The sequence below is a fragment of the Leptospira harrisiae genome, assembly GCF_002811945.1.
In the GTDB taxonomy this organism is placed as follows: domain Bacteria; phylum Spirochaetota; class Leptospiria; order Leptospirales; family Leptospiraceae; genus Leptospira_A; species Leptospira_A harrisiae.
Genome location: NZ_NPDX01000001.1, coordinates 981,832 through 1,004,955, shown reverse-complemented (window position 1 = coordinate 1,004,955; position 23,124 = coordinate 981,832). Strand labels below are relative to the sequence as shown.

Sequence of the window (23,124 nt, the reverse complement as noted above, 5' to 3'; positions counted from 1 at the left end):
ATTCTAACCGACTTGGATTTTCACACCATCATCCACAGTTCCCATTTTAGGAACTCCGGAGTGGCCTGTCGCTGCAATGAGGACAGTAAAAATTCCCACACGGCCCACATACATCACGGCAGCATAAAAAATCTTTTCAATGTCTCCCAGTTGGGATGTTAAGTTCAAACTATAACCAACTGTGGAAAAAGAAGAAATCAGTTCAAAAAAGATTACATGAAGTGAATGTTGGTTTTGGTCCAAAATCCCTAGGAAAATAAAAACAAAAGCCAAAGCAATGGTGGCAAGAAAGTAAACACGAATGGCGACAGCAACAGAGTTTTTGGAAACTGTTTCTCCAAATAACATTACTGGTTTAGAAGGTTGAATTACATTTTTTAAATAGGCAAGTAACAAAACAAAGGTGGTAATTTTAATACCACCGGCAGTTCCTTGAGGGCCACCACCAATAAACATTAAAACGGTAATGATAATGACGGTAGCATCATTCAAATGCCCCAAATCCATTGTTGAAAATCCTGCTGTACGAGAACAAACGGACATAAAAAATGCATTGGAGATTTTATCAACGAGAGCTAACCCATGAAATGTATGCGGATTTGATTTTTCTAAAAAATAGATCCCAACAAAACCAAACAATAACAATGCGAAAGATCCATAAACGAGGACTTTGGATTGGATCCTTGTGGTTTCCCCCCTCAAATGTTTGTTATAGTCTCCGATACGATTTTCTAAAAATGCGGAGAACTGCGCTGGCAGTAACAAAAATCTAGGAACATTCCCAGTTTTTAATGCTTTTTCCATCATCAAAGTTTCGGCCATCACTTCAATGCGGTATACAATCCGAACAAAGACTGTTAGGAGGAATTTTTCCAAAAGGATGATCACTGGGAATCCAATCCCTCCAAAAATTACAAGGCCAGAAACAATGTATAAGGAAAATGGATCCAGTCTTAAAGCGCTGAGATCATCCGTGACCGAAAAACCGGCGTTATTAAAGGAAGAAATTGCAGTGAATAAAGAAAAGAACCAACGAGTATTCCCGCCTTCCACCCCATCGGGCATATGCAAATACAATCCGATGGCTCCCAAAATTTCTAACGTAAAAGAAATATTGATAATAGAGAGTAACATCCGATTGACTTCGTTTGTAGCAAGAGATTCGGTTTCGGCTTGGGTGTCAATGGCTGCTCCCACAAAGGCATTGAAACGAGCATTTCTAGAAATTCCTTGGGTAATGAGAAATCCAACAATTACGGTAAAACTGATGATCCCAAGTCCCCCAAGTTGGATGAGAAAAAGCATAATCCAATGGGTGGAATGTTCTAAACCAGAAAGGGGAACGGGAGAAAGTCCTGTCACACAAATCGAAGAAGCCGAAAGGTAAAAACTATCCACATAGGAAAGCTCTCCCAATTCGGAAATATAGATGGCGAAGGAACCAAGGAGGATGGCGGCAAAAAACCCCAAACAAACCACTCGGGCAAAGGACAATGTTCGAAAAAATCGATTGAAGCGCGCTAGTGGCATATACCCTGAATCTCTAATTTCTCCAGGATTTTCCCTTTGACCAAAAATCCCAAGTACTTTACAAACGCAGTCCATTTCAGATTTTGGTAGAATCAATTCAACTCTAACCTTATTTTTGAGGAAAATATGACCTCTGCGACAGAAACCAAACGCGACCCTAAAATGGAAAAAATCCGTAACATCGGAATTTCCGCACACATTGACTCGGGTAAAACAACCCTCACTGAACGTATTTTATTTTATACGAACAAAATCCACGCTATCCACGAAGTACGTGGTAAAGATGGCGTGGGTGCCACTATGGATAGTATGGACCTCGAAAGAGAAAGAGGGATCACAATCCAATCGGCAGCAACTTATGCTACTTGGAAAGACATAACCATCAACATCATTGATACTCCGGGCCACGTTGACTTCACGATTGAAGTAGAACGTTCCTTACGTGTACTTGACTCTGCCATTATGGTTCTTTGTGGTGTTGCTGGTGTTCAGTCACAATCCATCACAGTTGACCGTCAGATGAAACGTTATAGCGTTCCGCGTGTTGCTTTTATCAACAAACTTGATAGAACGGGTGCAAACCCATGGCGCGTGATCGAACAACTTCGTGAAAAACTCCACCTCAATGCTCATGCAGTACAACTTCCTATCGGTCTCGAAAACGACCTAAAGGGAATCGTTGACCTAGTGGAGATGAAAGCGTATTACTTCGAAGGTCCAAACGGACAAGATATCAAAATCACTGATATCCCAGATGAGTTAAAAGAACTAGCAAACGAAAAACGAGAAGCGCTTCTTGATGCCGTTTCTCTTTTCAGTGATGAACTCACCGAAGAATTGTTAGAAGGTGCTCCTTCGGAAGCACGAGTGAAAGAAGCCATTCGTCGTGGTGTTCTTGCACTTAAATTTGTTCCTGTATTTATGGGTTCTGCTTTCAAAAACAAAGGAGTCCAAAGACTTCTTGATGGTGTGGCAGATTACCTTGCTTCTCCTTATGATGTTGAGAACAAAGCAAAAGAAATCGGAAACGAAGAAAACGAATTCAACTTAGAATCCGATCCAGAAAAACCATTGGTTTGCCTTGCATTCAAATTAGAAGACGGTCGTTACGGTCAGTTAACTTATGTTCGTGTTTACCAAGGTAGACTTGAAAAAGGTATGACGATTTACAACTCTTCTAACAACAAACGCCATAACATTGGTCGTCTTGTTCGTATGCACTCAAACGATATGGAAGATATTTCAAAAGCGGAAGCTGGAGATATCGTAGCTCTATTTGGTATTGATTGTGCATCAGGGGATACATTCACTGATGGAAAAGCAAAAGTGACTCTCGAGTCCATGTTTGTTCCAAACCCAGTAATCTCTCTTACAATTGAATGTAAAGAATCGAAACAACTTCCAAACCTTGCGAAAGCTCTCAACCGTTTCACTAAGGAAGATCCTACCTTCCAAACAGAAATCGATAAAGAGTCTGGTCAAACCATCATCAAAGGGATGGGAGAACTCCACCTCGAAGTTTATATCGAACGTATGAAACGTGAATATGGTGTAGATCTAGTAACAGGAGCACCGCAAGTTGCTTATCGTGAAACGATTACTAAGTCAGCAGAATTTGATTACACGCATAAAAAACAAACGGGTGGTCAAGGTCAATTCGCTCGTGTGGCTGGATTCATTGAACCAATCCCACAAGAAGAAGGAAAGAATTACGAATTCGTTGATAAAGTTGTCGGTGGTTCCATCCCTCGCGAATACATCGGATCTTGTGATAAGGGTTTCCGTTCTTGTTTAGAAAGAGGATCTCTCATTGGATTCCCTATCATTGGAGTTCGTTGTGTGATCAATGACGGTGCTTACCATGATGTGGATTCATCGGATATGGCCTTCCAAATTGGTGCTCGTTACGGATTCCGCCAAGGATTTGGAAAAGCAGCTCCAATCATTCTCGAACCTATCATGAGAGTGGAAGTAGAAGGACCAACTGAATTCCAAGGTGCGATCCTTGCTTCAGTCAACCAAAGACGTGGTATGATCTTAAACACTAGCGAAGAAAATGGTTATGCTAAGATTGAAGCAGAAGTTCCACTCGCGGATATGTTTGGTTACTCTACAGTGCTTCGTTCTTCTACCCAAGGAAAGGCAGAGTTTGCTATGGAATTTTCCAAGTATGCTCCAGTTCCAAGAAACGTAGCGGACGAACTGATGAAAAAATACAAGGTCAACAACAAAGAAGAGGAATAAACCCTTCCTCCTTTGGTTTGATTTTGGAAAAGGCGGGTCAACCCGCCTTTTTTATTGCCCTCTCTCTTTTAGCTGTCGATACTTCTAAAAGGGACAGAGAATGCGAAACCTTCGATACTTTCTATTTTTTTTGGCCATGCTCTTTGGAACTTCTATTGTATCCAAGCAGAGCCCAAAGTCTGAAATTCCCTCTTCCTACCGAGTGACCAAAGGCGATTCCTGGTTTGGGATTGCAAAAAAGTTTAAAATTTCTGCAGAAACCTTAGCCAAGTTAAACGGTCGCACCACAAAAGAAAACCTTTACGAAAGAGAACTCCTTCGCATCCCAAAAGGGAATGAAACCGTAACTCTTTCTCCAGAATCTCTGATCAAAGAAAAACCTTCTTACCCCTTAATACAAAAAGAACGAATCACAAAGAAGTTTTCCGAACTGACTTATGACCCCCATAAAGGCATTCAATTCCAAAGAGGCAGTTCTTCTCTCGTTCGAGCAAGCCTACCCGGAAAAGTAGTTCACGTAGATTATATGGATGGGTATGAAAACTTTGTGATCTTAGAGCACCAGAACGGACTCTACTCTGTCTATGGAAACATGGAACGAATCCAAGTCACCGAAGGACAACAAGTGAAATCAAAGGATCGACTTGGAATTTTATCCAAAGACAAGGGCCTCTACTTCCAAGTGAACAAACAAAAACAAAACCTTAATCCCGAACGAATTTTAGAGGGAGGAATGTAATGGTTAACTCCGTCTTATTCCAATTTGGGACTGTGTATCGAAATGGAAAGTTAGAGAATTTGGATCTTTTGATGGAAGGTGAAAAAATCTCTGCCATCGATACAAACCTCTCTCCTAAACCAGATTCATTGAACCTATCGTTAAGAGGGAAAAAACTCTATCCGGGTTTGATCAATTCCCACGACCACTTACTTGCTAGTTTCCTTCCAAAAGTAGGAGGAAATGAAAAACACAAATCCTGGTTGTCTTATGACAATTTGTATAAAAGCTCAGGAGTTTTTGCAGAACGCCAACAAGTAGATCCAGAAATTTTATATTATTTGGGTGCCTATAAAAACTTATTTGCGGGAGTCACAACGGTTTTTGATCACATACCTCATTACATTCAAAATCCATTTCGAGGAATTCTCCCTGTCAAACTAATCTCAGATTACACTCTCGCTCATTCGATTGGAAATTATAGTTTAGGTTGGGGAGAAGGACCGGCATTAGAATACCGAATGGCAGAACATGCAGGTTTACCATTTGTCACACATCTTGCAGAAGGATTAGACGATGAGTCCAAACAATCTCTTCGAATGTTAGAAAAGTTGGATGCACTTGGCGAACATTCCGTACTCGTCCACTGTTTACCTTTTGGACCAAAAGAGGTAGAAAAAATATTAGAAAAACGTGCATCTGTCGTTTGGTGCCCTACATCGAACCTTCATATCTTTGGAAAAACTACCAACATCAAACTCTTTTTAGATATGGGAGTTAACGTTTGTTTGGGGACGGATTTTTCACCAAGTGGATCCATCAATCTTTTAGAAGAATTAAAAACTGCAAAATCAATTTACTTTGGGTTGTATGGAGAAGAATTACCTGAATCTACATTACTCAAAATGGTCACAGAAAATCCAAGAAAAGCATTTCGATTAGGAAATCCAAATGCACTCATGCCAGGCCTTTCGGCAGATTTACTTGTAGTCAACGATGGTAAAAATAAATCAGAAATCAATGTTTCGGATTTATCTTGGAAACACATTGACCTTGTAGTGATTGATGGATACCCCATTTATGGGTCAGAAGAATACAAGTCACTCTTTCTTCATTTCGGTTTAGAAACAGAAGAATTTTCCATTGATGGTAAAACTAAACTGATAGCTGGTTCACCAAAAAAACTCCTGAAACAAGTTTCTGACAGTGTCGGTTATAAAAAGAGTTTGGCTTTTTTACCTAATTTTTGAAAATGAAGCGCAAGCGAGGCATGAGTTGTCAGGTCCCATAGTACGTAATTACAAAGGAGGTTCCATCGTCTACTTCGAGAAAGACAAGGCGGAGGATATCTTTGTACTACAAAAAGGTCGTGTTGTACTAACTTACACGAATATCAACGGTGTGGAACTGAAAGAAGATGTAAAACTCGGTGAGTTTTTCGGAGTGAAGAGTGCCATCGGACGTTATCCTAGAGAAGAGACCGCACAAGTCATAGGAGCCGCTACAGTTCTTGTCTTCAAAGTCCCTGAATTCGAGAAATTTGTCTCAGACAAAACCCATCTCATCATCAAAATGCTCAAAGTTTTCTCAAGCCAACTCCGGCAGGTGCATCGCCAAGTTAGGGAAATCCTCGGTCAAGGGGAAGCCAAGAACCCAGCCTTCGAACTCATGAATGTGGCCGAAGTTTTTTACAAAAATGGAAACTTTGAACATGCCGCTTATGCTTTTGAAAAGTATTTACAACACTATCCGGACGGAATGTACGTAGACCGTGCAAGACAACTCGTCGATTTAGCTCGTAAAAAAACACCTTTCCCACTCACGATACAAGAGTTAGTTTATAAACCGGAACCTGGAGTCCATGCAGGTAAACTGCAAGAAATGTTAAAAACGATGGCAGTTCCATCACAAAACTCCAGTTCTAGCGTGGATCCCAATTCAATTCTTTCCCAATATGACAAAGCATCAACTCTAATGAATGCGGGAAAGTATGACGATTCTATTGATCTGTTTAAAACAGTTTCAGAAAGAACAGATTCTGTTACTCAAGAAGAAGAACAGTTTGTAGAAAATTCACTTTTTTATATGGGAAAATCTAGTTTCAAAGCTAAAGATTACCCAGGTGCCATTACTCATTTTTCTAATTTCATAAAAAAATACCCCAAAGGCCTTTTACTCAAAGAAAATCTTTATCACCTAGCGCTTGCTACAGAAGCATCTGGGGAAAAAGAAAAAGCAAAGCAGTTATTCCAAAAGGTAACTCAAATGCCACCTTTGGATGATAGTATCTCTGAAGATGCTAAATCCAAACTCAAAGGAGGCAAATAGTGAACGACCAAATGTTAGAAGCTATGTTTGGAAAGTTTGGAAAAGTTTTCCAACCAAACGAAGTTTTATTTTGTGAATATGAACCAGGAAACGACTTTTACCTCATCAAAGAAGGAAAGGTAAAAATCACAAAGACCATTGGAACCAGTATCAAAACCTTAGATGTATTGGAAGCTGGGGATATTTTGGGAGAGATGGCCATTTTAGAAGAACAACCTCGTTCTGCCACTGCTATTGCGGTGACAGAAGTGAAAGCTCTGAACTTCAACCGAGCCAATTTCGAAATGTTAATGACCAAAAACCCAGCCCTGGCAATGAAACTCCTTCATATTTTTTCCTTTCGGATTTATGACCAAAAACGTCGCCTTATGATCCTTCTTATGGATGATATCATTGGAAAAGTCTGTGACGTCTTTGTAATGTTATACGAAAAGCAGTATAACAATGATGTTTATAATGAAATTATCCTTTCTGCTACTGTGGATGACATTGCCAATTGGTGTGCCCAACCTGTTGGAGAAGTCCAAAAGGTGCTCATGCAGTATGTAAAAACAGGCAAACTAGATCTCTATCCGGATAAAATTGTTATTCACAATATCTCCGATTTCCAAAGGATAGTGAATCAGAAACGTAAACCTACGTAAAAGCTCCCATAGCTCAGGTGGATAGAGCACTAGTTTCCTAAACTGGGGACACAGGTTCGAATCCTGTTGGGGGCAAAAATTATGGCGGAACAACCAGGAACCCTTCTATATTATCTCAAACGATCTACAGAATTTCTAGAGAAAAAAGAAATTCCAAATCCCCGCGTGGACGCAGAATGGATCCTTTCCGATCTTTTAAACCTACCCCGCATCAAACTCTATTCCCAATTTGAAATGCCTCTCGGACAAAAAGAAATTGATCTGTACAGAGAACGAATTGTAGAACGAAGCAAAAGAAAACCAGTCGCTTACATCACTGGCAAAAAAGGTTTTCATAAATTTGAATATTTTGTTTCGGAAGATGTTCTCATCCCTAGGCCAGAAACCGAAGAACTTGTGGATTACCTTTGGAAAAGAAGGGAAGAACTTACACTCACTGAACCTAGTCCTTTACAAATTTGGGACCTATGTTCGGGGAGTGGTTGTATTGGCCTTAGCCTTACACAACTTCTACCAACGAGTGTTGTGACGCTTACTGACCTTTCCGAAAAAGCAATCGATGTGAGCCGGCGTAATGCGGAAAAATACAACTTAACTGACAGAACCAGTTTTTATGTTTCTGATTTGGATTTAGCACTCCCCAAAGAATTATTATTTGATTTGGTTGTTTCCAATCCCCCTTATATCCCGGAATCAGAAAAACCGGAAATTATGCCTGATGTCCTCGACTATGAACCACATTTAGCACTCTTTGTATCAGATTTTAACGAATTCCACAAACAATTGTTAGATGTCACATCCAAACGCCTGAAACCAGGTGGAAAATTGATGTTGGAAACCCATCCCTTGTATATCAGGGATTTAGAAAAAATGGCAACCAGTTTAGGTTTGACAGATACAAAAATCGTTTTAGACAGTTCTAATAAAGAACGATTTCTTTTTGCTAAAAAACCTATCGGTTGAGAAGTTTCATTATGTTTTTTGATTCGCAAATTGTATGGAAGATTGAATTTTAAATAAAAGTAAAAAAAGATCTTTCTCGTCTACATCCGTTAGTTCCTTTCGAAAAATTTGATCCGCGGTAGTGACAACAGGAAGCCCCTTCTCCCAAATCTCTTTGCCTTTTTTTGTGAGACGTAAATGGTAATTGCGTTTGTCTGAGTCGGAAACCACTCGTTTCACCCAAGACTTTCTGACCCAGCCATCCACAAGACGGGAAACGGTAGTTTTATCTTTAGCCAAACGAAAACTTAATTCTTTTTGATTTATATTTTCTGATTCAGTTAAAGGTAGCAGTAACATCCATTCTTCAAACCTCATTCCAATTTTGTTTTTTATAAATTCATCAGAAAGAAACCGCCTCATAAGAAGTAAGGTTTCACTCATATAAATCCCCAGATAACCTGCGATTCCTTTCCCTTTCACAACCTCAGTCCATATGATTTTTGAAAATACTGCAAGGCTTTTTTAGTTGCAAATGTAAACTATATAGTTGTATATTGCAACTATATAGATATATTAAAAAACCCAAGGAAATGTTATGGAATGGATACACCAAACGATCGAAAGAGAGGGATTTACCCTCCAAGTTGCAATAAATAACACAGAGGGCCCGCCTCTATTTTGGATTGGAAGTGCTTTGTATTATCCCAGAGTCATCCCGAAGGAAATCACGGAAAAATACCAAATCACAGTGGTGGATCACCGTGGGTTTGCCAAACGAACCAGTTCTATAAAAGAAACAAAAGAAGATTATACTTTGGAGAAACTCTTAGAGGATTTTAGTTTTATACAAACGGAATTAAAAATACCAACCTGTCCTGTAATTGGCCATTCCGGGCATGGGTATATGGCTCTGGCTTATGCAGCGAAATATCCAGACCAAGTCACAAACCTTGTGATGGTCTCCACTGGCCCAAGCCATGGAAGTCCTATGTTAGAGGCTGAAGTTTATTTTCAAAAACATGCATCTGATCTCCGCAAAGAAGCACATTTGGAAAACCTAATCCAATTTCAAAAAAATATCGAGGAATCTCCTTCGGATTTTTTTATCCATTACTGCGTCAGTTTGGAGGCAAAAGGTTTTTACCAAGTCCCCTTTCCTTCTAGAAAATTTTGGGAAGGAATCCATACAAACAAACTGGCTTTTGATTACTTATTTGGTGAAGTGTTCCAAGACATTGATGTATCTGAATTCTTCCAAAAACTTTCCATACCGATTTGGATTTGTATGGGGAAAGAAGACTATCAGGTGGCACCTTATTACACTTGGGATCCGTTTCTAAAAAAGTTTTCAAATATCAAAATGACTGTGTTGGAAAACAGTAGCCACTTACCTTTTTTGGAAAGACCGAAGGAATTTTTAAATGAATTTCAAAAACTGTTCCTTGGTTCGTAAGAAATAAAAAAAGCCCGCTACCTTTTGGGGAGCGAGCTTTACTACAAACAAACCAGTCTTTAAAGAATGAATTCTCTAAAGACTAAAAAGGTTTTAACCTAACATGTCTTTGACTTCGTTTCTTTCTTCTTTCAACTCGTTGTGAGTGATGTCAAATTTTTCCTTTCCGAAGGCATTGATTTCAAGACCAGTGACGATCTCTACTTTTTTACCATCAGACTTGAGTGGGTATCCAAAGATAAGACCTTTGTCCACACCATACTCTCCATTGGAGTGGCAAGCAGCACTGAACCAATCACCAGGTTTTGTAGGAGTCACAATGTTATGCACTGTGTCGACAACTGCGTTTGCTGCTGATGCCGCAGAAGAGGCACCGCGTGCTGCGATGATGGCAGCTCCCCGTTTTTGAACAGTAGAGATAAAATCACCTTTTAACCATTCTGTGTCAGAGATCAAATCAGTAGCTGGTTTTCCTTTGATTTTTGCATTATAGAAATCAGGGTATTGCGTTGCCGAGTGGTTTCCCCAAATCGCAACATTCGAAACATCTTTCACAAGAACACCAGCTTTCTGCGCCAATTGTGTTTTTGCACGATTTTCATCAAGACCAGTCATCGCAAACCATCTGTCAGATGGAACACCTTTTGCATTGTTCATTGCAATGAGAGCGTTTGTATTACATGGGTTACCCACAACAAGAACTCTTACATCACTCGCTGCATTCTTTTCGATTGCTTTTCCTTGTGTTGTAAAAATTCCACCGTTGATTTTAAGCAAGTCTCCCCTTTCCATTCCCGCTTTTCTTGGAACAGAACCAACAAGGAGTGCCCAGTTGATGTCACGAAACGCCTCATCAATGTTAGAAGATACAGATACTTTTTCCAAAAGAGGGAAAGCACAGTCATCCAATTCCATAATGACACCTTTGGCTGCAGGAAGAGCTTGTTCTAATTCCAATAATTGGAGTTCCACTGCAGTGTCAGGTCCAAACATTTGTCCTGAAGCGATACGAAATAGTAGTGCGTATCCGATTTGTCCGGCAGCACCAGTAACAGCAACTTTTACTTTTTTGCTCATATAAATTTTCCTTTAATTTTATAATTTATGATTATTGTTTTAATTCTTTTTGGATGATCTCATCAAAGTTTTCGAAAGGTAATGCTCCCGAAACAAAGATTCCATTGATAAAAAATGCAGGAGTACCACTCACACCGACTTTTTGACCGTCTTGGATGTCCGCATCTATCTCGGCTTTTATATTAGAAGCATTTCTCATACAAGATTGGTATTTATCTCTTGAAACTCCAGCTTTGGAAATCAATGCATCAACATTTGATTTCCCTAAGTTACCGCTGTTTTCAAAAAACAAGTTAAACACATCCCAATACTTTCCATCTGAAACGGAACAGTTGGCAGCCATATGCGCATACATTGCATCTTGGTGGAATGGAAGAGGAAAATCACGGAAAACCCAACGAATTTGGCCTTTGTACTTTTCACGGAGTTTTTGGTTCACTTCTTGGCTTCGTTTACAGAATGGACATTCAAAATCAGAAAATTCGATGACTGTAATTTTTGCATCTTTTGGTCCAATAGAAGGGTTATTTTTTTCTTCCACTGTCACTCTTACGGCAGGTGGTTCTTTGATTAAAAACTCAACCGGATATTTGGTTACGATGTCTCGGTAAACAACTCGACTGTGTTCCTGTTCTTGTTGGCTTTTCAAAAATCCAATAATTTTATCCTTAGTTTCATCCAAAGATTTTCCACCTAACTGATCCTTGTTGGACATATACACATTGAGGATATCTTCTTCTGATGGTTCGGTTGGACTAAAACCTTGTTTTAAAACTTCCGAAGGTTTGATGTTTTTATCTTTTGCAACAAGTTCAAATAATTTGTCCTGAGCAAACTCACCTAATGTGTTTTTGATCAAACTTTTGTATTCCGATTGGAACTTAGAATAAGCAATGGGGGAAGTTTCTTTCACATCGCTCAGGTCATATTTTTTTCCGCCGATACTGACCGCATCTTGGGTAATGTATTCCTTAACAAAAGAAGGAACACTGACAACAAAAAGAAGGGCGAAAACGAAATTGGTCGCTAGGACGATTTTGGAGATGGGATTTTCCATCCACTTTTTAAAAATATTTTCCATCCCTGCCAGCTTCCCGGCCATAAAGCGGGCAATCAAACGGAAAAAACCTAAAAAAAAATCGATTTTCACTAAAGCCCAGTGGGAAATGTCCGAAAATCTGAGGGAGGGAAAAGGATATTTTTTCTCAAGAGAGCAGATCCTGAACACGGAGGTTTGGGAAAAATGAACACAATTAACATTCAAGGAAACTCACTCACATCGCTTCCCCCTACAATTCCAACCCAAACAGGGAAACAATCGGAGGAAGGAAAGGAATCCTTCTCTGAAAAGTCACCCAAGGTTCGAAAGTTGGAGAAGGCAGAGACAGATTTAGAAACAAAAGTGAAACCAGAAGATTTGGTATTAAAACCAACTCCGGCATCTTTGGAAGAGAAATTAAACCAAATCATCTCACCAGAAGAAGTGAAAGACTTACTTTCTTTAGTCACACGCACCCCACTACCGTCCCTCAAAAGCCATAAGGTAGATACAAAAAGGTAAGTTTGTTTCTTAGTATTGCCATTCTCGATAGTTTCATCCTAGTTCTTAGCGGAGTGTTGACCGTTGCCGTTTTGGGACTAGGACTAGTTGTGTACAACCAATTCATCCACCCTGTCATTTCCAGAAAAGATTCTGACCGGTTTATCCCTGTCCAAACAGGAGACAAATACGATCTCGTCGTTGACGAACTGAGTCGATTTGCAAGTTTCCATGTCGGAAGCAAAACCGGAAACCTTGCCACTCGTTGTAATGCCATTACCGAAGACCACCTGATCTTTCAGTTCAAAAAAAGTCGCGATAGCGAAGATTATACAATTACTGTTTTAAAAAATGGACCAAGTTTTTACAAACCACCACGCATGGAACATTATGGAAAAATGGAATCAAAGGAAAGTTTTGAATCCTATGAAATCATTGGCCACCCTGCTGAATTTCGTATCTCAGATAAAATTTCCAAAGAACGAATGGTAAACTTTATTGAAATCTCTCTCACCTCTTCCTTTTATTTCAACCGATCAGGAAAGGAAAGAATGAAGTTTACTTTTGAAGTGGGAAAAATCCAACCTGGAATTAACAGAAAAGTTCGGTTTCGTGGAGATGTATACGGATTTGGAAAAGAAGAAGGAGCGGACGAAGATTAAACTGAATTCTATTTGAATTGAATCCTTACACCGAGTCCATCCGGTTTCACTCGTTTGAATGAATACGGAATTTTTGCCTCTCCCATCACCGATGAAATTGTTTTTTCTAATTCGACTTGTTTATTTTTTACAACCTTTCGTTCTAAAAATACAAGTAAACTTGGACCAGATCCTGAAAGACAATAACCGATCCCTGCTTTCGTAAAGGCATCCGCCAAAGGGAATAAAGGAGAAGATTTAGGAATTCGGTATGGGGTGTGCATCTTATCTTCTAATCCTACAAGCAAATCACCAAACTTTCGTTTGTCTAAGAAATGCATCCAGGCTCCAATCCGAGATAAATTAAAAATTACGTCTGCTGTGACATACGATTTTGGAAGGGATTTCCGAGATTCCTCTGTGGAAACATGGAACTCTGGAGTTAAAACAAAAATAGCAACCGAATTTGGAAATTTTTTTCGGAAATATCTAAGTTTCTCACCAAATGTTGAATAGGCGAAAACAAACCCACCCAAATAAGCCGGCAAAGTATTATCAGGATGACCTTCAAATTCTGCCAAATATTGGATAAAGTCTGACTCTGCTGGCACAGATGTCGGATCTATTCTTTTATGAACTTCTCTGGCTAAAGTAAGACCTGCCACAATGGCGGAAGCACTTGAACCAAGCCCACCTTTAAGAGGCAAAGAAAGATTCATTTTACAGTGGTAAGGTGGTGGATTGCCAGTTGGTAAAAATTTTTTAAAATAAGAAAGATAAGACTGATACACTAAATCTTCATTTTGAGAAAACGGCAAAGGTTTGCCGTTTTTTAATTCTGTTTTGGATTCAGTGATTTCTTTAGAAAAACTAAATTCAAATTCATTTCGAAGATCGAGAGCAAGGCCCATTAGGTCAAAACCAGGGCCCAAGTTGGCAGAAGTACCTGGCACTTGGATCAGAATCTTAGGAAGGCGAATCATCGTTTCGCCCAGGCTCTACGACCTGTTTTCAAAATCAACCTCTCTTTCGTTCAAAGAATTGTTCTACCGCATGAAGCCCACCTAGAACCACTGCCGGAATGCCCTGCCCTGGGTAAACGGTATCACCCGTAAGAAGTAAATTTGGTTCTTCTGACCGGTTACTCAACATTCGAAAAGGATTCAAAAAATAGGAACTAGGAATCCCTCCCACTCTCCCGAATTTCCTTCCGATCCAAGTTTTCCATGTAACAGGTGTTGCAGAATGTTTAAATAAAATCGTTTCTCTTTGGAACCAAGGAAATGTTGTTTCTAAAGTTTGAATCAAGATGGATTCAATTTTTCTCTTTTTTTCTTGATAAAAAACATCTCGAACCCAAGTTTCTGGATTTTCTATATGGGTTGAAAGAGACAGGATACGAATACCGTTAGGTGAACGAATCAAATCTTCTGGATGGGAAAGAGAAATAAAAATGGAATTCCCTCCGCCAAAAGGCAAACCATTTTTTAAGTGGATTTGGTGGTGGAGGCATTCGGATTTGGTCCACTCTTCCTTAGGATTGGTTTGAATGACAATTCCCATAGTAAATGCACCCCAAATTCCTTTTTCGAATTTCTTTGTTATTTTTTTTAGTTTGGGTAAATCTTCGGTGATCTCAGTGAGATTCCATATGGGAAGATTTGAAACAACCAAACGAGCACGAAATTGAGAGTGCTTTCTATGTTTGGTATGTAACTCCCAAATTGTTCCTTTCTTTCCATTAGAATTTGGAATTTTATTTAAATGAGTGACTTCTTGCTGATAAAGAATTTTTCCTCCATTGGTTTCTATCTTTTGTAGAATGGTTTCAGCAAGAGAGACCATTCCACCTTTCACAACATAGTTTTGTAATTGAGGATAAGTAAGACCTGCAGATGCAAAAATCAAAGGGACCTTTACAGACGCTGTTTGGTTTGTAATCAAAAGTTGTTCTTCTAAAAACCGAATCCATTCCTTGTTCTTTGTTAGTCCCAAACATTTTAGAGTCGTCTTTAAAGAAATAAAAGAAAAAATTAAAACAATCAAATCAAGAGGACGGAATGATAAAATTGATTTCCACACATCCAAAAAGTTCGTAAATGGAAAAAATTTATACCTAGCAGACAAATTCCAAAGAGAATCAGAAAGGAAAAAACAAAGTTTCCAAAATACGTCCATTCGCAATCCACCACCAAACACACGTTTCGCCTCACCTATCCATTGAGTGTGATCCTGAAAACGTTCAATTGTTTTTCCGTTCATATGGACCACCATTGAACGATTTAATGAAAAAAGAGGAAATTGGATTTGGAATTCTTTAGAAAGCGTATGTAAAGGAAGGCCTGGTTCAAAACCTACAAGAGTGGTAGCACCGGATTCGAAAACATAACCATTTTTTTTGAAACTAGAAGCGCAACCGCCAGGTGAGGTGCCTTTTTCTAAAACCAAAACTTTTTGGCCTTTTTCAGATAAAGACAAAGCAGAACTCAGACCTCCAAGTCCAGAGCCAATCACCACTACATCCCAAATTGTATCCATCTTCTTGTAGACCAATCAACGAAGGAAGATGGACACAATTAAAAAGATTTGTTTATTCGGACCAAAGTTTTTTCAAATCGCTTGCTATGTTTTTTTGCATGGCTTCGTTGGTTCCACCTCCAATACTGAGTAAAATGGCATCCCTATGCAAACGTTCCACAGGATATTCACGGCAATATCCATACCCACCTAACACTTGTATTGCATTTCTTGAAACACGTTCGGCCATTTGAGTGGCAACAAGTTTTGCTGAAGCAGCACCAAGTGAATTTCGAACATCCGGTCCTAGTTCACTGGCTACATGATACACAAGGGCACGAGCTGCTTGGTAATCAGCATAGGATTCGGCGACCATTCTTTGGATTTGTCCAAACTCCAAAAGTTTTTTTCCGAATGCTTCTCTGTGACGGACAGTATAATCACACATGATATCAATACATCGACGAGCGATTCCGAGTGATTGAGCAGCAAGAGTCACTCGTTCAATCTCCAAATTTCTCATCATATGAGTCACAGCTCCATTTTCAACACCAAGCAAATTTTCCTCAGGAACTTCCATATCTTCGAATACCAGTTGTGTTGTTGGAGAGGAACGCATGCCCATCTTTTCTTCTTTTTTCCCCACCGAAAAACCTTTGTAAGACGATTCAATTACAAAGGAGGTCATTTTTTTACCTGTTTTTTCTAACTTGGTATAAAGAACAAAAACCTGACCAATGGATCCGTTCGTAATGTATTGTTTGACTCCATTGATAACATAACGATCACCCTTCTTCACTGCATGTGTGGTCATTCCAAGTACGTCGGTACCTGCACCAGGTTCTGTCATTCCCATCCCACCAATCCATTCACCAGTGATGACCTTACTCAGATAACGGCTTCTTTGAGAAGGACTAGAACTATAGAAAAAATTATTCACAAAAAGAACTTCGTGAGCTAAATAAGATAGAGTAAATCCAGGATCAAAGCGAGACATCTCTTCATGAATGATGACAGAGGCAAGAGGATCAAGTCCATGTCCACCATCCGCTTCAGGCACTGTGATTCCAAAAATTCCAAGCTCAGAACCAAGACGTTTGAAAAGCATTGTATTAAATGTTTCCTTTTCATCGTTTTCCTTTGCTTGTTCGTCCATCTCACGTTCTGCAAAAGATGACACAGACTCTCGCAGTGCCAGGTGGTCTTCTGTCGGATTGAATAGATCCAGTAATGATTTTTTTGTCGTTACGATACTCATAGAGATAATTTTTTCGTACTTTTCCTGAGCCTGTAAACGAAAAAACCAAAGGGAATTGCCTAACAAAGATTGAATTCGCTACAAAAACGAACAGTTTTTCACTAGCGCAAAGTAGAACATCTAAGGACAAATTTCAAACCACTAACGAGAGTTATTTTATTTTAAGAACATTGACACAACTATAGTTAAGATAATACAAATTCCACATGCAACAATAGATTCACTACTAAGAACTAGTAATTACCCTAAGAGGAAATTCCTATAAATCAAAAAGTAATATTAAAATCTAAGGAATGATTTACTTTTTATCGATTCTATATAAACATCACCATAACATAAGGAAATAACTTTCGTCGTATAAGCCAAAATTACCATGAGCACTAACGATACAAACATAGTACCTAGAGAAAAGCTCGCCAAATTTGAGTTAACTGAAGAGTCTTTAAATAGTTTCCGTAAAAACAACAACATTCCTCTCGATCTTTATAACAAAGACGGACAAATCCTTATTCACAAAAAAAGAAATCCTTCGGAAGCAGATTTCGGAAAACTCCTAAAGTTTGAAATGCAAGGGGTTTATTTTCTAATCTCTGAGCTTAAAAAAACCAAACAACAAGTGAATGGAACGCAATTTTTAGAGCCAGGCCGCACCACAAAATTATTTGACCAAGAAAAAACAGCAAGGTTTGCAAAACAATCCCAAGCACTGATCGAAGACCTTCGTAAAACATCTTTTTCATCCGAACAAGCAGTCTTCGTACAAAACTCGGTGAATGAACTTCTCACTGACTTTACAAGTAATCCTGACTACGAACTTGGAATTTTTAATATATTAGAAATCCTTGGGGTCGCAGGAGTTTCTGTTGAATCAGAGCTTATGACAAAACGCACCGTTGTTGCGATGGGAATGAAGGTTCGTACCAAAAAAATTGTCAACGAAGGCAAAGAAGAATCCAACAAAAAAGACCATTTGAGTCTGATGATGGCAAGTTACTTAGCGGATGTAGGATATTCTAGATTGGATATCAAAAACAATCCCAAACTCACAAAAGAGGAATACACGGTTGTACAACAACATCCAATCATCAGTTATTTGATGACACTTCCTGCGCCAGAAATTGATTCCCATGTTCGCACTTTAATTTTAAACCACCACAGACCATACCGTGGAAATGGAGTGAACAATAACTTTCCTGATCCCAGATCTCTTTTCACCAAACTCATGTCAGTTCGTGACAAATATAACAAAGAAGTTGGAAAAGAAAGAATCATCCAGGACATAGAACTCCAACTTCATTTACAAGAGAACAATGTAACCTCTGCAAGTTTTGAAGAGGACATTGCCATCCTTTCGCTTGCAAGTGAATATGCATCCCTCACTTCCAACCAACCGTGGAGACCAGCATTTAAATCTTCTACCGCCCTAAAGATGATTCTGAATGATTCTTTTTTCTCTTACAGCAATAAAAACATCAGGCATCTCTTAGATTATGTAGGAAGTTCACTTACCAATAACGAAAACATTGTGAACTTTGGTGACTTTGTCATCACAGCTTCTGTGGATTCCGAAAGACGTGCACACTTTGATATTTGTATTGTTTTGGATGTAGGCCGTTACCAAACAAGACCCAAACTCCAAAGAATTTGTAGCATCAACCCAGTATTCCAAAAAGGAAACAAATTCAAAATTGCTGATTTTGATTTGCATAGCATTAAAATCGATCGCAGAAAAGCCATTATGGATTTGGCCCTTCAAGCTGGGACTTCACGTGTGATTTATATCATTGATCCAGAACTAAATCCAGCACTCCACGAAGCTGTATATAAAATCAATATGGCCTCCTAAGACGGGTTTGGTGCATAGAGATGGATTTTTTGTTCTCTTCCTGTAAGAGTCACTCCTTCTTTTTTATCCCATCCGGTTGGAGAGCCAATCTCCAACCAAACTGTTTCTGAAATTAAAAAAGTAACTCCTAAGTCTTTACAAGCAGACTCAATCCGAGACGCGGTATTCACTGTATCCCCAATCACTGTGTATTCCATCCTCTCTTCCGATCCAATGCTTCCACAAAATACTTCTCCAGCATGAATTCCGATTCCAATTTTAATCTCAGATTCTCCGTTTTTTTTTCGTTCATCATTCCAATTTAAAAGTTCCGTTAACATGGAATTGGCGGCAAGAACTGCATTTTTTGAATCTTCCCCAGGATTCTCCGAAGGGGATGGAGTACCAAAAGTGGCCATTACAGCATCACCAATAAATTTATCCAAACTGCCTCCAAATCGAAAGATCGCTCGCACCATACGCCTACGAAATTCTGTTAAAAAAATAGATAGCTCTTCCGGATCCATAGGTTCTGAAAACTGAGTAAACCCACGGATATCACTAAAGAGAACCGTTACTTTTTGGCGTTTGCCTTTTGCAATCACTTCTGGTTCGGATACAATTTCGGAAACTAAATCAGGGGAAAAATACCTTGATAAGGTAGTTTTTTGTGACTCGGCAGCAGCAAATTTTAATAACATTCGAAGACTACGAAAGATAGCGTAAGAAATCGCAAAAACCAAAATTAAATATACTGTAGGTTTTGTTACTGCAGCATCTGATAAAATAATATGATCACCCAAAACATATTGGTGCCAATCAAAACTACTTACTGAATTTTTATCCACCAGTGCATAAATCAAAAAACCATAGTAGCTCAGCAAAAAACAAACAAAGGAAAAATTAACAAGAGAAAACCGATATTGAAACAAACTTAAAGACAATGGTAAAAGATAAAATACAACCAAAGGAGTTTTGACTAGGAAATTTGGGTTACCATCACCCTTTAAAATATACCAATTAAAAATGGTTACTGTAACAAGTAGGTTATCGATAAACAAACTAATGTAATCGTATTTAGTTTTCCAATGCCCACGACTCTTTTTTAGAATTTGAGAATGAACGAATGTATTGATAAAATAAAATGCAATTGCTACATAATTGGTCAAATATCCGTAAATAGAATCGGTATTACTGAGATTGGCGACTGCACTGGCAACAAGAGCTAGTCCGATCACATAGCGAAACCGAACTGCAAATAATGCACCCATTTGTTCTTCTTGGAATAGGAGTTCCGACATATACTTTGGAAACTGATCGCGAATGCAGTATACGGAGCGAATGGCTTTGACAACAGAGTGGAACATAGGCTGATATTGGATCACTGGAAGTTTTCATGGCAAGGGAATTTTCTCTTTGCCAAATCAGAATCCATTCATTATCAATGAATGATGTTCCAAAACGGATTCTTAGTTCGAATGGGAAAACTTGGTTCCTTCCTTGCTTTGGACATCCTTATCTCCCTTTTTGCCAATCTTTCTTTTTTCTCCCAATATCTAAACGAGAAGATCCGCCCCACACTATTACTCTTTTATATGAGCTCTGTTTGGGCTTTGTATTTGGCAGATCATCTTTGGGATTCCCAAAGAGAAAAGAAACCTATATCCGAAAGGGGAGATTTTTACAAAAGACTACACCAAACTATTGTTACCTTTATAGGTTTACTTATTTTGGTTTCTCTATTGGTTGGAGTTATTTTTGAGTCCTCTTTTCTTTGGGAACACATTCCCTTACTCCTATCCTTTTTGTTTTGTATCGGCCTTGTGGTAAAAGGAAACTCACCGGTCCCCAAGGAAATTTTGGTTTCTGGATTTTATACACTCGGGGTATTTGCCCCCTTTGGTTCGTTTGGTGGATTAGATGGACTCAGTTTTGTCTTTTTTATCCATGTGATTGCCAATGTCCTTCTCACTTACAATTTTGACCGTAAGTTTGATGAAAACCTCAATACCTACACCCTCATCCAATTTCTTAGTCCCAAAAACGTAAGATTCGTTGTCCTTTGTATTTTGGGAACTGGCGCTACTTTCCTCTTTTTTTTGTGGATCACGGGAAAACTCAGTGCCCCTTTCTTTTTTGGGATGGGACTCGCCTATCTTTGGTTGGGTGTTTGTACCCTCTCCAGAAGGGAAATTTTTCAGTTTAAGTCCCTTTGCGAACTTTCTTACCTTCCTCTCTTCCTTCCCCAGATCATTTTTTTCTTCTCCCTACTTCCTTAAAATTTAGGGTGGGTTTATGTGGTTACTCATCATCCATTCGCTTGCACTTTTCCTTTTTGTATTCCTTTACTCTTTCCGATTTCGAAATTTGGTGCCAAATCCCGAACAAAGTATTCTTATACAAATCCAAGCGGCCACAAAGGACTGGAAATCCACTCCGAATTTGGTCCTTCTCATTGCCTTCTTGCTTTTTCTCCTCTTCCCACTCACCTTAGGATTTTCCTTCTACCTCCAGAGTGACGCAAACGTGGTGGTTGTCATTCTCTGGATCATTTGGGCTTACAATTGGAGCAAATACAGTTTCTTCCGAGAATAAATTACTTCCCTTATCACTTCCCTCTCGTTTTCTGGTCTAAGGTAATCCACGAAAACGGGGTTAAGGAATGAAAATTGTTGTTCTAGTTAAACAGGTTCCGGACACGGAAACCAATATCAAAGTCGGCGACAAATCGATCAACGAAGCTGGCGTAAAATGGATCATCTCTCCTTATGATGAATTTGCTATCGAAGAGGGAATTAGAATTCGTGAAAAAAGCGGTGGAGAAGTCATCGCAGTTTCCCTCGGTCCAGACCGTGCAGTAGAAGCACTACGTACTGCTTACGCTATGGGTGTAGACAGAGCTGTTCATGTAAAAGTGGATGACTACGTAACTTTTGATTCTACATACACTTCCGAACTTCTTGCAAACCTCATCAAAGCAGAAAATGCAGATGTAGTGATTGGTGGACGTCAATCGATTGATACTGACAGCTCACAAGTTGTGGTTCAAATTGCAGAAAGATTGAATGTTCCTCATGTTGCTATGGCCCTCAAACTTGAGTTTGATGGAAACAAAGTAACAGCAACTCGCGAAATCGAAGGTGGAACTGAAGTTGTAGAAACAACAGCTCCTCTAGCAGTCACTGCTCAAAAAGGTTTGAACGAACCAAGATACCCAAGTTTAAAAGGAATCATGTCTGCGAAGAAAAAACCAGTAGATGTGAAAAAACCGGAAGAACTCGGAGCAACTGGATCTAAACTCGAAGTTGTATCTCTCGAACCACCTCCTCCACGTATCGCTGGTCGAAAACTGGAAGCAGCAGATGCACAAGGTTTTGCATCTCAACTTGTAAAAGCTCTTCGCGAAGAAGCGAAGGTCATCTAAGGAGACGAACATGGCTGATGTTTTAGTAGTTGGTGAATTAAAAAACGGCGAACTTAAAAAAATCTCAAAAGAACTCACTTCTGCAGCTCGCAAAATCGCAGACTCCATTGGTGGTAAAGTTCATACTGTAATCATTACTGAAAACGTGGATGCGTTTGCAGGTGATTTGAAAGCGGTTGGTGCTGATACAGTCATCGGTGCAAACCTTGGTGAATTTTCTCCTGAAGGATATGCAAATGGAATTTTTGCAATCATCCAAGAGAAAAAACCAGCAGTGGTTCTCATTCCACACTCGGCTCAAGGAAAAGAATACTCGGCAAGAGTAGCGATCAAAGCTAATGCTGGAATCGTTGCTGATGCAGTAGGTCTTTCTGTTGACGGTGGTAAAGTGGTTGCTAAAAAACCAATTTACTCTGGAAAAGCGTATGCAAATTTCAAAGTCACTTCTGACATCCAAATCTTTACAGTACGTGCTAACTCCCAAGAAGTAACTCCAAAAGACGGAGCAGGTGCAGTAGAAAAATCTGGTGCAGCAGCTGGTGAAGTAAGAACTAAGTCTATCTCCAAAGATCTTTCTGGTGGAAACAAAGTGCAACTTGCTGATGCTTCTATCATTGTATCTGGCGGGCGCGGAATCAAAGGACCAGAAAACTGGCCTATCATCCAAGATTTGGCTGACACTCTTGGTGCAGCTCTTGGTGCTTCCCGTGCGACTGTGGATGCAGGATGGATTTCTCACTCACACCAAGTAGGACAAACAGGAAAAACTGTCTCCCCTAACTGTTACATCGCTTGCGGTATCTCCGGAGCCATCCAACACTTAGCGGGTATGGGATCTTCTAAATACATCGTTGCCATCAACAAAGATGGAGATGCTCCTATTTTCAAAGTAGCAACTTACGGTGTCGTTGCCGATCTTTTCGAAGTAGTGCCTGCACTTACTTCTGAGTTCAAAAAAGTATTGGGTTAATTCCCAATAC

Annotated in this window: 22 protein-coding genes and 1 tRNA gene; 15 read left to right on the top strand and 8 right to left on the bottom strand. The window is 39.4% G+C overall.

What is annotated here, in order from left to right; translation table 11 throughout:
- Window positions 1-3: 3 nt before the first annotated feature.
- The gene (locus CH364_RS04645) at window positions 4-1,530 is read right to left on the bottom strand and encodes a potassium transporter TrkG (protein ID WP_100743415.1); all 1,527 of its coding nucleotides are present in this window, start codon (window positions 1,528-1,530) and stop codon (window positions 4-6) included.
- A 126-nt stretch (window positions 1,531-1,656) separates the two neighbouring features.
- Between CH364_RS04645 and fusA the strand changes: the two genes are divergently transcribed.
- The 7 genes from fusA to prmC all read left to right on the top strand — a co-directional run bounded on the left by fusA (window position 1,657) and on the right by prmC (window position 8,427).
- Window positions 1,657-3,774, top strand: a complete 2,118-nt coding sequence (gene fusA, locus CH364_RS04640; protein ID WP_100742409.1) for an elongation factor G — start codon at window positions 1,657-1,659, stop codon at window positions 3,772-3,774.
- 100 nt (window positions 3,775-3,874) lie between these two features.
- A complete protein-coding gene (locus CH364_RS04635; RefSeq protein WP_100742408.1) occupies window positions 3,875-4,513 on the top strand; it encodes an LIC_10271 family cell wall hydrolase in 639 nt (212 codons plus the stop codon).
- On the top strand, window positions 4,513-5,742 hold the full coding sequence (locus CH364_RS04630) for an amidohydrolase family protein (protein WP_100742407.1): 1,230 nt from the start codon (window positions 4,513-4,515) through the stop codon (window positions 5,740-5,742). The genes CH364_RS04635 and CH364_RS04630 overlap by 1 nt, the downstream gene beginning before the upstream one ends.
- A gap of 25 nt (window positions 5,743-5,767) precedes the next feature.
- The gene (locus CH364_RS04625) at window positions 5,768-6,820 is read left to right on the top strand and encodes a tetratricopeptide repeat protein (RefSeq protein WP_100743414.1); all 1,053 of its coding nucleotides are present in this window, start codon (window positions 5,768-5,770) and stop codon (window positions 6,818-6,820) included.
- A gap of 11 nt (window positions 6,821-6,831) precedes the next feature.
- Window positions 6,832-7,464: a Crp/Fnr family transcriptional regulator gene (locus CH364_RS04620; protein ID WP_035983956.1), complete on the top strand. Its 633-nt coding sequence runs from the start codon at window positions 6,832-6,834 to the stop codon at window positions 7,462-7,464.
- Window positions 7,465-7,466: 2 nt separating this feature from the next.
- Window positions 7,467-7,539, top strand: a tRNA-Arg gene (locus CH364_RS04615).
- Window positions 7,540-7,545: 6 nt separating this feature from the next.
- Window positions 7,546-8,427, top strand: coding sequence for a peptide chain release factor N(5)-glutamine methyltransferase (gene prmC / locus CH364_RS04610; protein WP_100742406.1), 882 nt, complete (start codon window positions 7,546-7,548; stop codon window positions 8,425-8,427).
- Window positions 8,428-8,436: 9 nt separating this feature from the next.
- Here prmC and CH364_RS04605 read toward each other — a convergent pair whose 3' ends face one another.
- Complete coding sequence (locus CH364_RS04605; RefSeq protein WP_100742405.1) at window positions 8,437-8,850, bottom strand: MarR family winged helix-turn-helix transcriptional regulator; 414 nt, start codon at window positions 8,848-8,850, stop codon at window positions 8,437-8,439.
- Between the two features lie 154 nt (window positions 8,851-9,004).
- Here CH364_RS04605 and CH364_RS04600 point away from each other — a divergent pair, with 154 nt between their 5' ends.
- Window positions 9,005-9,862: an alpha/beta fold hydrolase gene (locus CH364_RS04600; protein ID WP_100742404.1), complete on the top strand. Its 858-nt coding sequence runs from the start codon at window positions 9,005-9,007 to the stop codon at window positions 9,860-9,862.
- Between the two features lie 93 nt (window positions 9,863-9,955).
- Here the strand turns inward: CH364_RS04600 and CH364_RS04595 are convergent, their stop codons facing one another.
- Together CH364_RS04595 and CH364_RS04590 are read right to left on the bottom strand one after the other, a co-directional pair.
- Window positions 9,956-10,939: a malate dehydrogenase gene (locus CH364_RS04595; RefSeq protein ID WP_100742403.1), complete on the bottom strand. Its 984-nt coding sequence runs from the start codon at window positions 10,937-10,939 to the stop codon at window positions 9,956-9,958.
- Between the two features lie 31 nt (window positions 10,940-10,970).
- Window positions 10,971-12,020, bottom strand: coding sequence for a DsbA family protein (locus CH364_RS04590; protein ID WP_100743413.1), 1,050 nt, complete (start codon window positions 12,018-12,020; stop codon window positions 10,971-10,973).
- A 162-nt stretch (window positions 12,021-12,182) separates the two neighbouring features.
- Here CH364_RS04590 and CH364_RS04585 point away from each other — a divergent pair, with 162 nt between their 5' ends.
- Both CH364_RS04585 and CH364_RS04580 read left to right on the top strand, forming a co-directional pair.
- Window positions 12,183-12,500 carry a hypothetical protein gene (locus tag CH364_RS04585; protein ID WP_100743412.1) on the top strand — a complete coding sequence of 106 codons (318 nt, stop codon included), beginning with the start codon at window positions 12,183-12,185 and terminating at the stop codon, window positions 12,498-12,500.
- 2 nt (window positions 12,501-12,502) lie between these two features.
- On the top strand, window positions 12,503-13,141 hold the full coding sequence (locus CH364_RS04580; protein WP_100742402.1) for a hypothetical protein: 639 nt from the start codon (window positions 12,503-12,505) through the stop codon (window positions 13,139-13,141).
- 8 nt (window positions 13,142-13,149) lie between these two features.
- Here CH364_RS04580 and thrB read toward each other — a convergent pair whose 3' ends face one another.
- From thrB to CH364_RS04565, 3 genes are read right to left on the bottom strand one after another with little or no spacing between them, the layout of a single operon-like run.
- Window positions 13,150-14,103: a homoserine kinase gene (thrB, locus tag CH364_RS04575; RefSeq protein ID WP_100742401.1), complete on the bottom strand. Its 954-nt coding sequence runs from the start codon at window positions 14,101-14,103 to the stop codon at window positions 13,150-13,152.
- Window positions 14,104-14,137: 34 nt separating this feature from the next.
- Complete coding sequence (locus CH364_RS04570; RefSeq protein WP_100742400.1) at window positions 14,138-15,658, bottom strand: phytoene desaturase family protein; 1,521 nt, start codon at window positions 15,656-15,658, stop codon at window positions 14,138-14,140.
- Window positions 15,659-15,710: 52 nt separating this feature from the next.
- A complete protein-coding gene (locus CH364_RS04565; RefSeq protein ID WP_100743411.1) occupies window positions 15,711-16,895 on the bottom strand; it encodes an acyl-CoA dehydrogenase family protein in 1,185 nt (394 codons plus the stop codon).
- A gap of 373 nt (window positions 16,896-17,268) precedes the next feature.
- On the opposite strand from CH364_RS04565, the gene CH364_RS04560 reads away from it, so the two are divergent.
- Entirely contained in the window at window positions 17,269-18,741 is a 1,473-nt protein-coding gene (locus CH364_RS04560) for an HD domain-containing phosphohydrolase (protein ID WP_100742399.1), read from the top strand.
- Here CH364_RS04560 and CH364_RS04555 read toward each other — a convergent pair.
- Window positions 18,738-20,087 (bottom strand): adenylate/guanylate cyclase domain-containing protein, encoded by a 1,350-nt coding sequence (locus tag CH364_RS04555; protein ID WP_100742398.1) that lies wholly within the window; start codon window positions 20,085-20,087, stop codon window positions 18,738-18,740. The two genes, CH364_RS04560 and CH364_RS04555, sit on opposite strands and share 4 nt — an antisense overlap.
- 84 nt (window positions 20,088-20,171) lie before the next feature.
- On the opposite strand from CH364_RS04555, the gene CH364_RS04550 reads away from it, so the two are divergent.
- The 4 genes from CH364_RS04550 (at window position 20,172) to CH364_RS04535 (ending at window position 23,114) form a co-directional block, all read left to right on the top strand.
- Window positions 20,172-20,999 (top strand): hypothetical protein, encoded by an 828-nt coding sequence (locus tag CH364_RS04550; protein WP_244280396.1) that lies wholly within the window; start codon window positions 20,172-20,174, stop codon window positions 20,997-20,999.
- Window positions 21,000-21,015: 16 nt separating this feature from the next.
- Window positions 21,016-21,315 (top strand): LIC10362 family protein, encoded by a 300-nt coding sequence (locus tag CH364_RS04545; RefSeq protein WP_100742397.1) that lies wholly within the window; start codon window positions 21,016-21,018, stop codon window positions 21,313-21,315.
- A 67-nt stretch (window positions 21,316-21,382) separates the two neighbouring features.
- Window positions 21,383-22,144: an electron transfer flavoprotein subunit beta/FixA family protein gene (locus CH364_RS04540; RefSeq protein WP_002971965.1), complete on the top strand. Its 762-nt coding sequence runs from the start codon at window positions 21,383-21,385 to the stop codon at window positions 22,142-22,144.
- Between the two features lie 10 nt (window positions 22,145-22,154).
- Entirely contained in the window at window positions 22,155-23,114 is a 960-nt protein-coding gene (locus CH364_RS04535) for an electron transfer flavoprotein subunit alpha/FixB family protein (RefSeq protein WP_100742396.1), read from the top strand.
- Window positions 23,115-23,124: the final 10 nt, after the last annotated feature.

Bases quoted from the DNA above. Each gene is read 5' to 3' on its own strand.
- CH364_RS04570 (WP_100742400.1), bottom strand. From the start codon at position 15,658: ATGGATACAATTTGGGATGTAGTGGTGATTGGCTCTGGACTTGGAGGT.
- CH364_RS04590 (WP_100743413.1), bottom strand. From the start codon at position 12,020: ATGGAAAATATTTTTAAAAAGTGGATGGAAAATCCCATCTCCAAAATC.
- CH364_RS04545 (WP_100742397.1), top strand. From the start codon at position 21,016: ATGTGGTTACTCATCATCCATTCGCTTGCACTTTTCCTTTTTGTATTC.
- thrB (WP_100742401.1), bottom strand. From the start codon at position 14,103: ATGATTCGCCTTCCTAAGATTCTGATCCAAGTGCCAGGTACTTCTGCC.
- fusA (WP_100742409.1), top strand. From the start codon at position 1,657: ATGACCTCTGCGACAGAAACCAAACGCGACCCTAAAATGGAAAAAATC.
- CH364_RS04635 (WP_100742408.1), top strand. From the start codon at position 3,875: ATGCGAAACCTTCGATACTTTCTATTTTTTTTGGCCATGCTCTTTGGA.
- prmC (WP_100742406.1), top strand. From the start codon at position 7,546: ATGGCGGAACAACCAGGAACCCTTCTATATTATCTCAAACGATCTACA.
- CH364_RS04540 (WP_002971965.1), top strand. From the start codon at position 21,383: ATGAAAATTGTTGTTCTAGTTAAACAGGTTCCGGACACGGAAACCAAT.
- CH364_RS04620 (WP_035983956.1), top strand. From the start codon at position 6,832: ATGTTAGAAGCTATGTTTGGAAAGTTTGGAAAAGTTTTCCAACCAAAC.
- CH364_RS04565 (WP_100743411.1), bottom strand. From the start codon at position 16,895: ATGAGTATCGTAACGACAAAAAAATCATTACTGGATCTATTCAATCCG.
- CH364_RS04550 (WP_244280396.1), top strand. From the start codon at position 20,172: ATGTTCCAAAACGGATTCTTAGTTCGAATGGGAAAACTTGGTTCCTTC.
- CH364_RS04560 (WP_100742399.1), top strand. From the start codon at position 17,269: ATGAGCACTAACGATACAAACATAGTACCTAGAGAAAAGCTCGCCAAA.
- CH364_RS04600 (WP_100742404.1), top strand. From the start codon at position 9,005: ATGGAATGGATACACCAAACGATCGAAAGAGAGGGATTTACCCTCCAA.
- CH364_RS04535 (WP_100742396.1), top strand. From the start codon at position 22,155: ATGGCTGATGTTTTAGTAGTTGGTGAATTAAAAAACGGCGAACTTAAA.
- CH364_RS04645 (WP_100743415.1), bottom strand. From the start codon at position 1,530: ATGCCACTAGCGCGCTTCAATCGATTTTTTCGAACATTGTCCTTTGCC.
- CH364_RS04555 (WP_100742398.1), bottom strand. From the start codon at position 20,087: ATGTTCCACTCTGTTGTCAAAGCCATTCGCTCCGTATACTGCATTCGC.
- CH364_RS04585 (WP_100743412.1), top strand. From the start codon at position 12,183: ATGAACACAATTAACATTCAAGGAAACTCACTCACATCGCTTCCCCCT.
- CH364_RS04630 (WP_100742407.1), top strand. From the start codon at position 4,513: ATGGTTAACTCCGTCTTATTCCAATTTGGGACTGTGTATCGAAATGGA.
- CH364_RS04595 (WP_100742403.1), bottom strand. From the start codon at position 10,939: ATGAGCAAAAAAGTAAAAGTTGCTGTTACTGGTGCTGCCGGACAAATC.
- CH364_RS04605 (WP_100742405.1), bottom strand. From the start codon at position 8,850: ATGAGTGAAACCTTACTTCTTATGAGGCGGTTTCTTTCTGATGAATTT.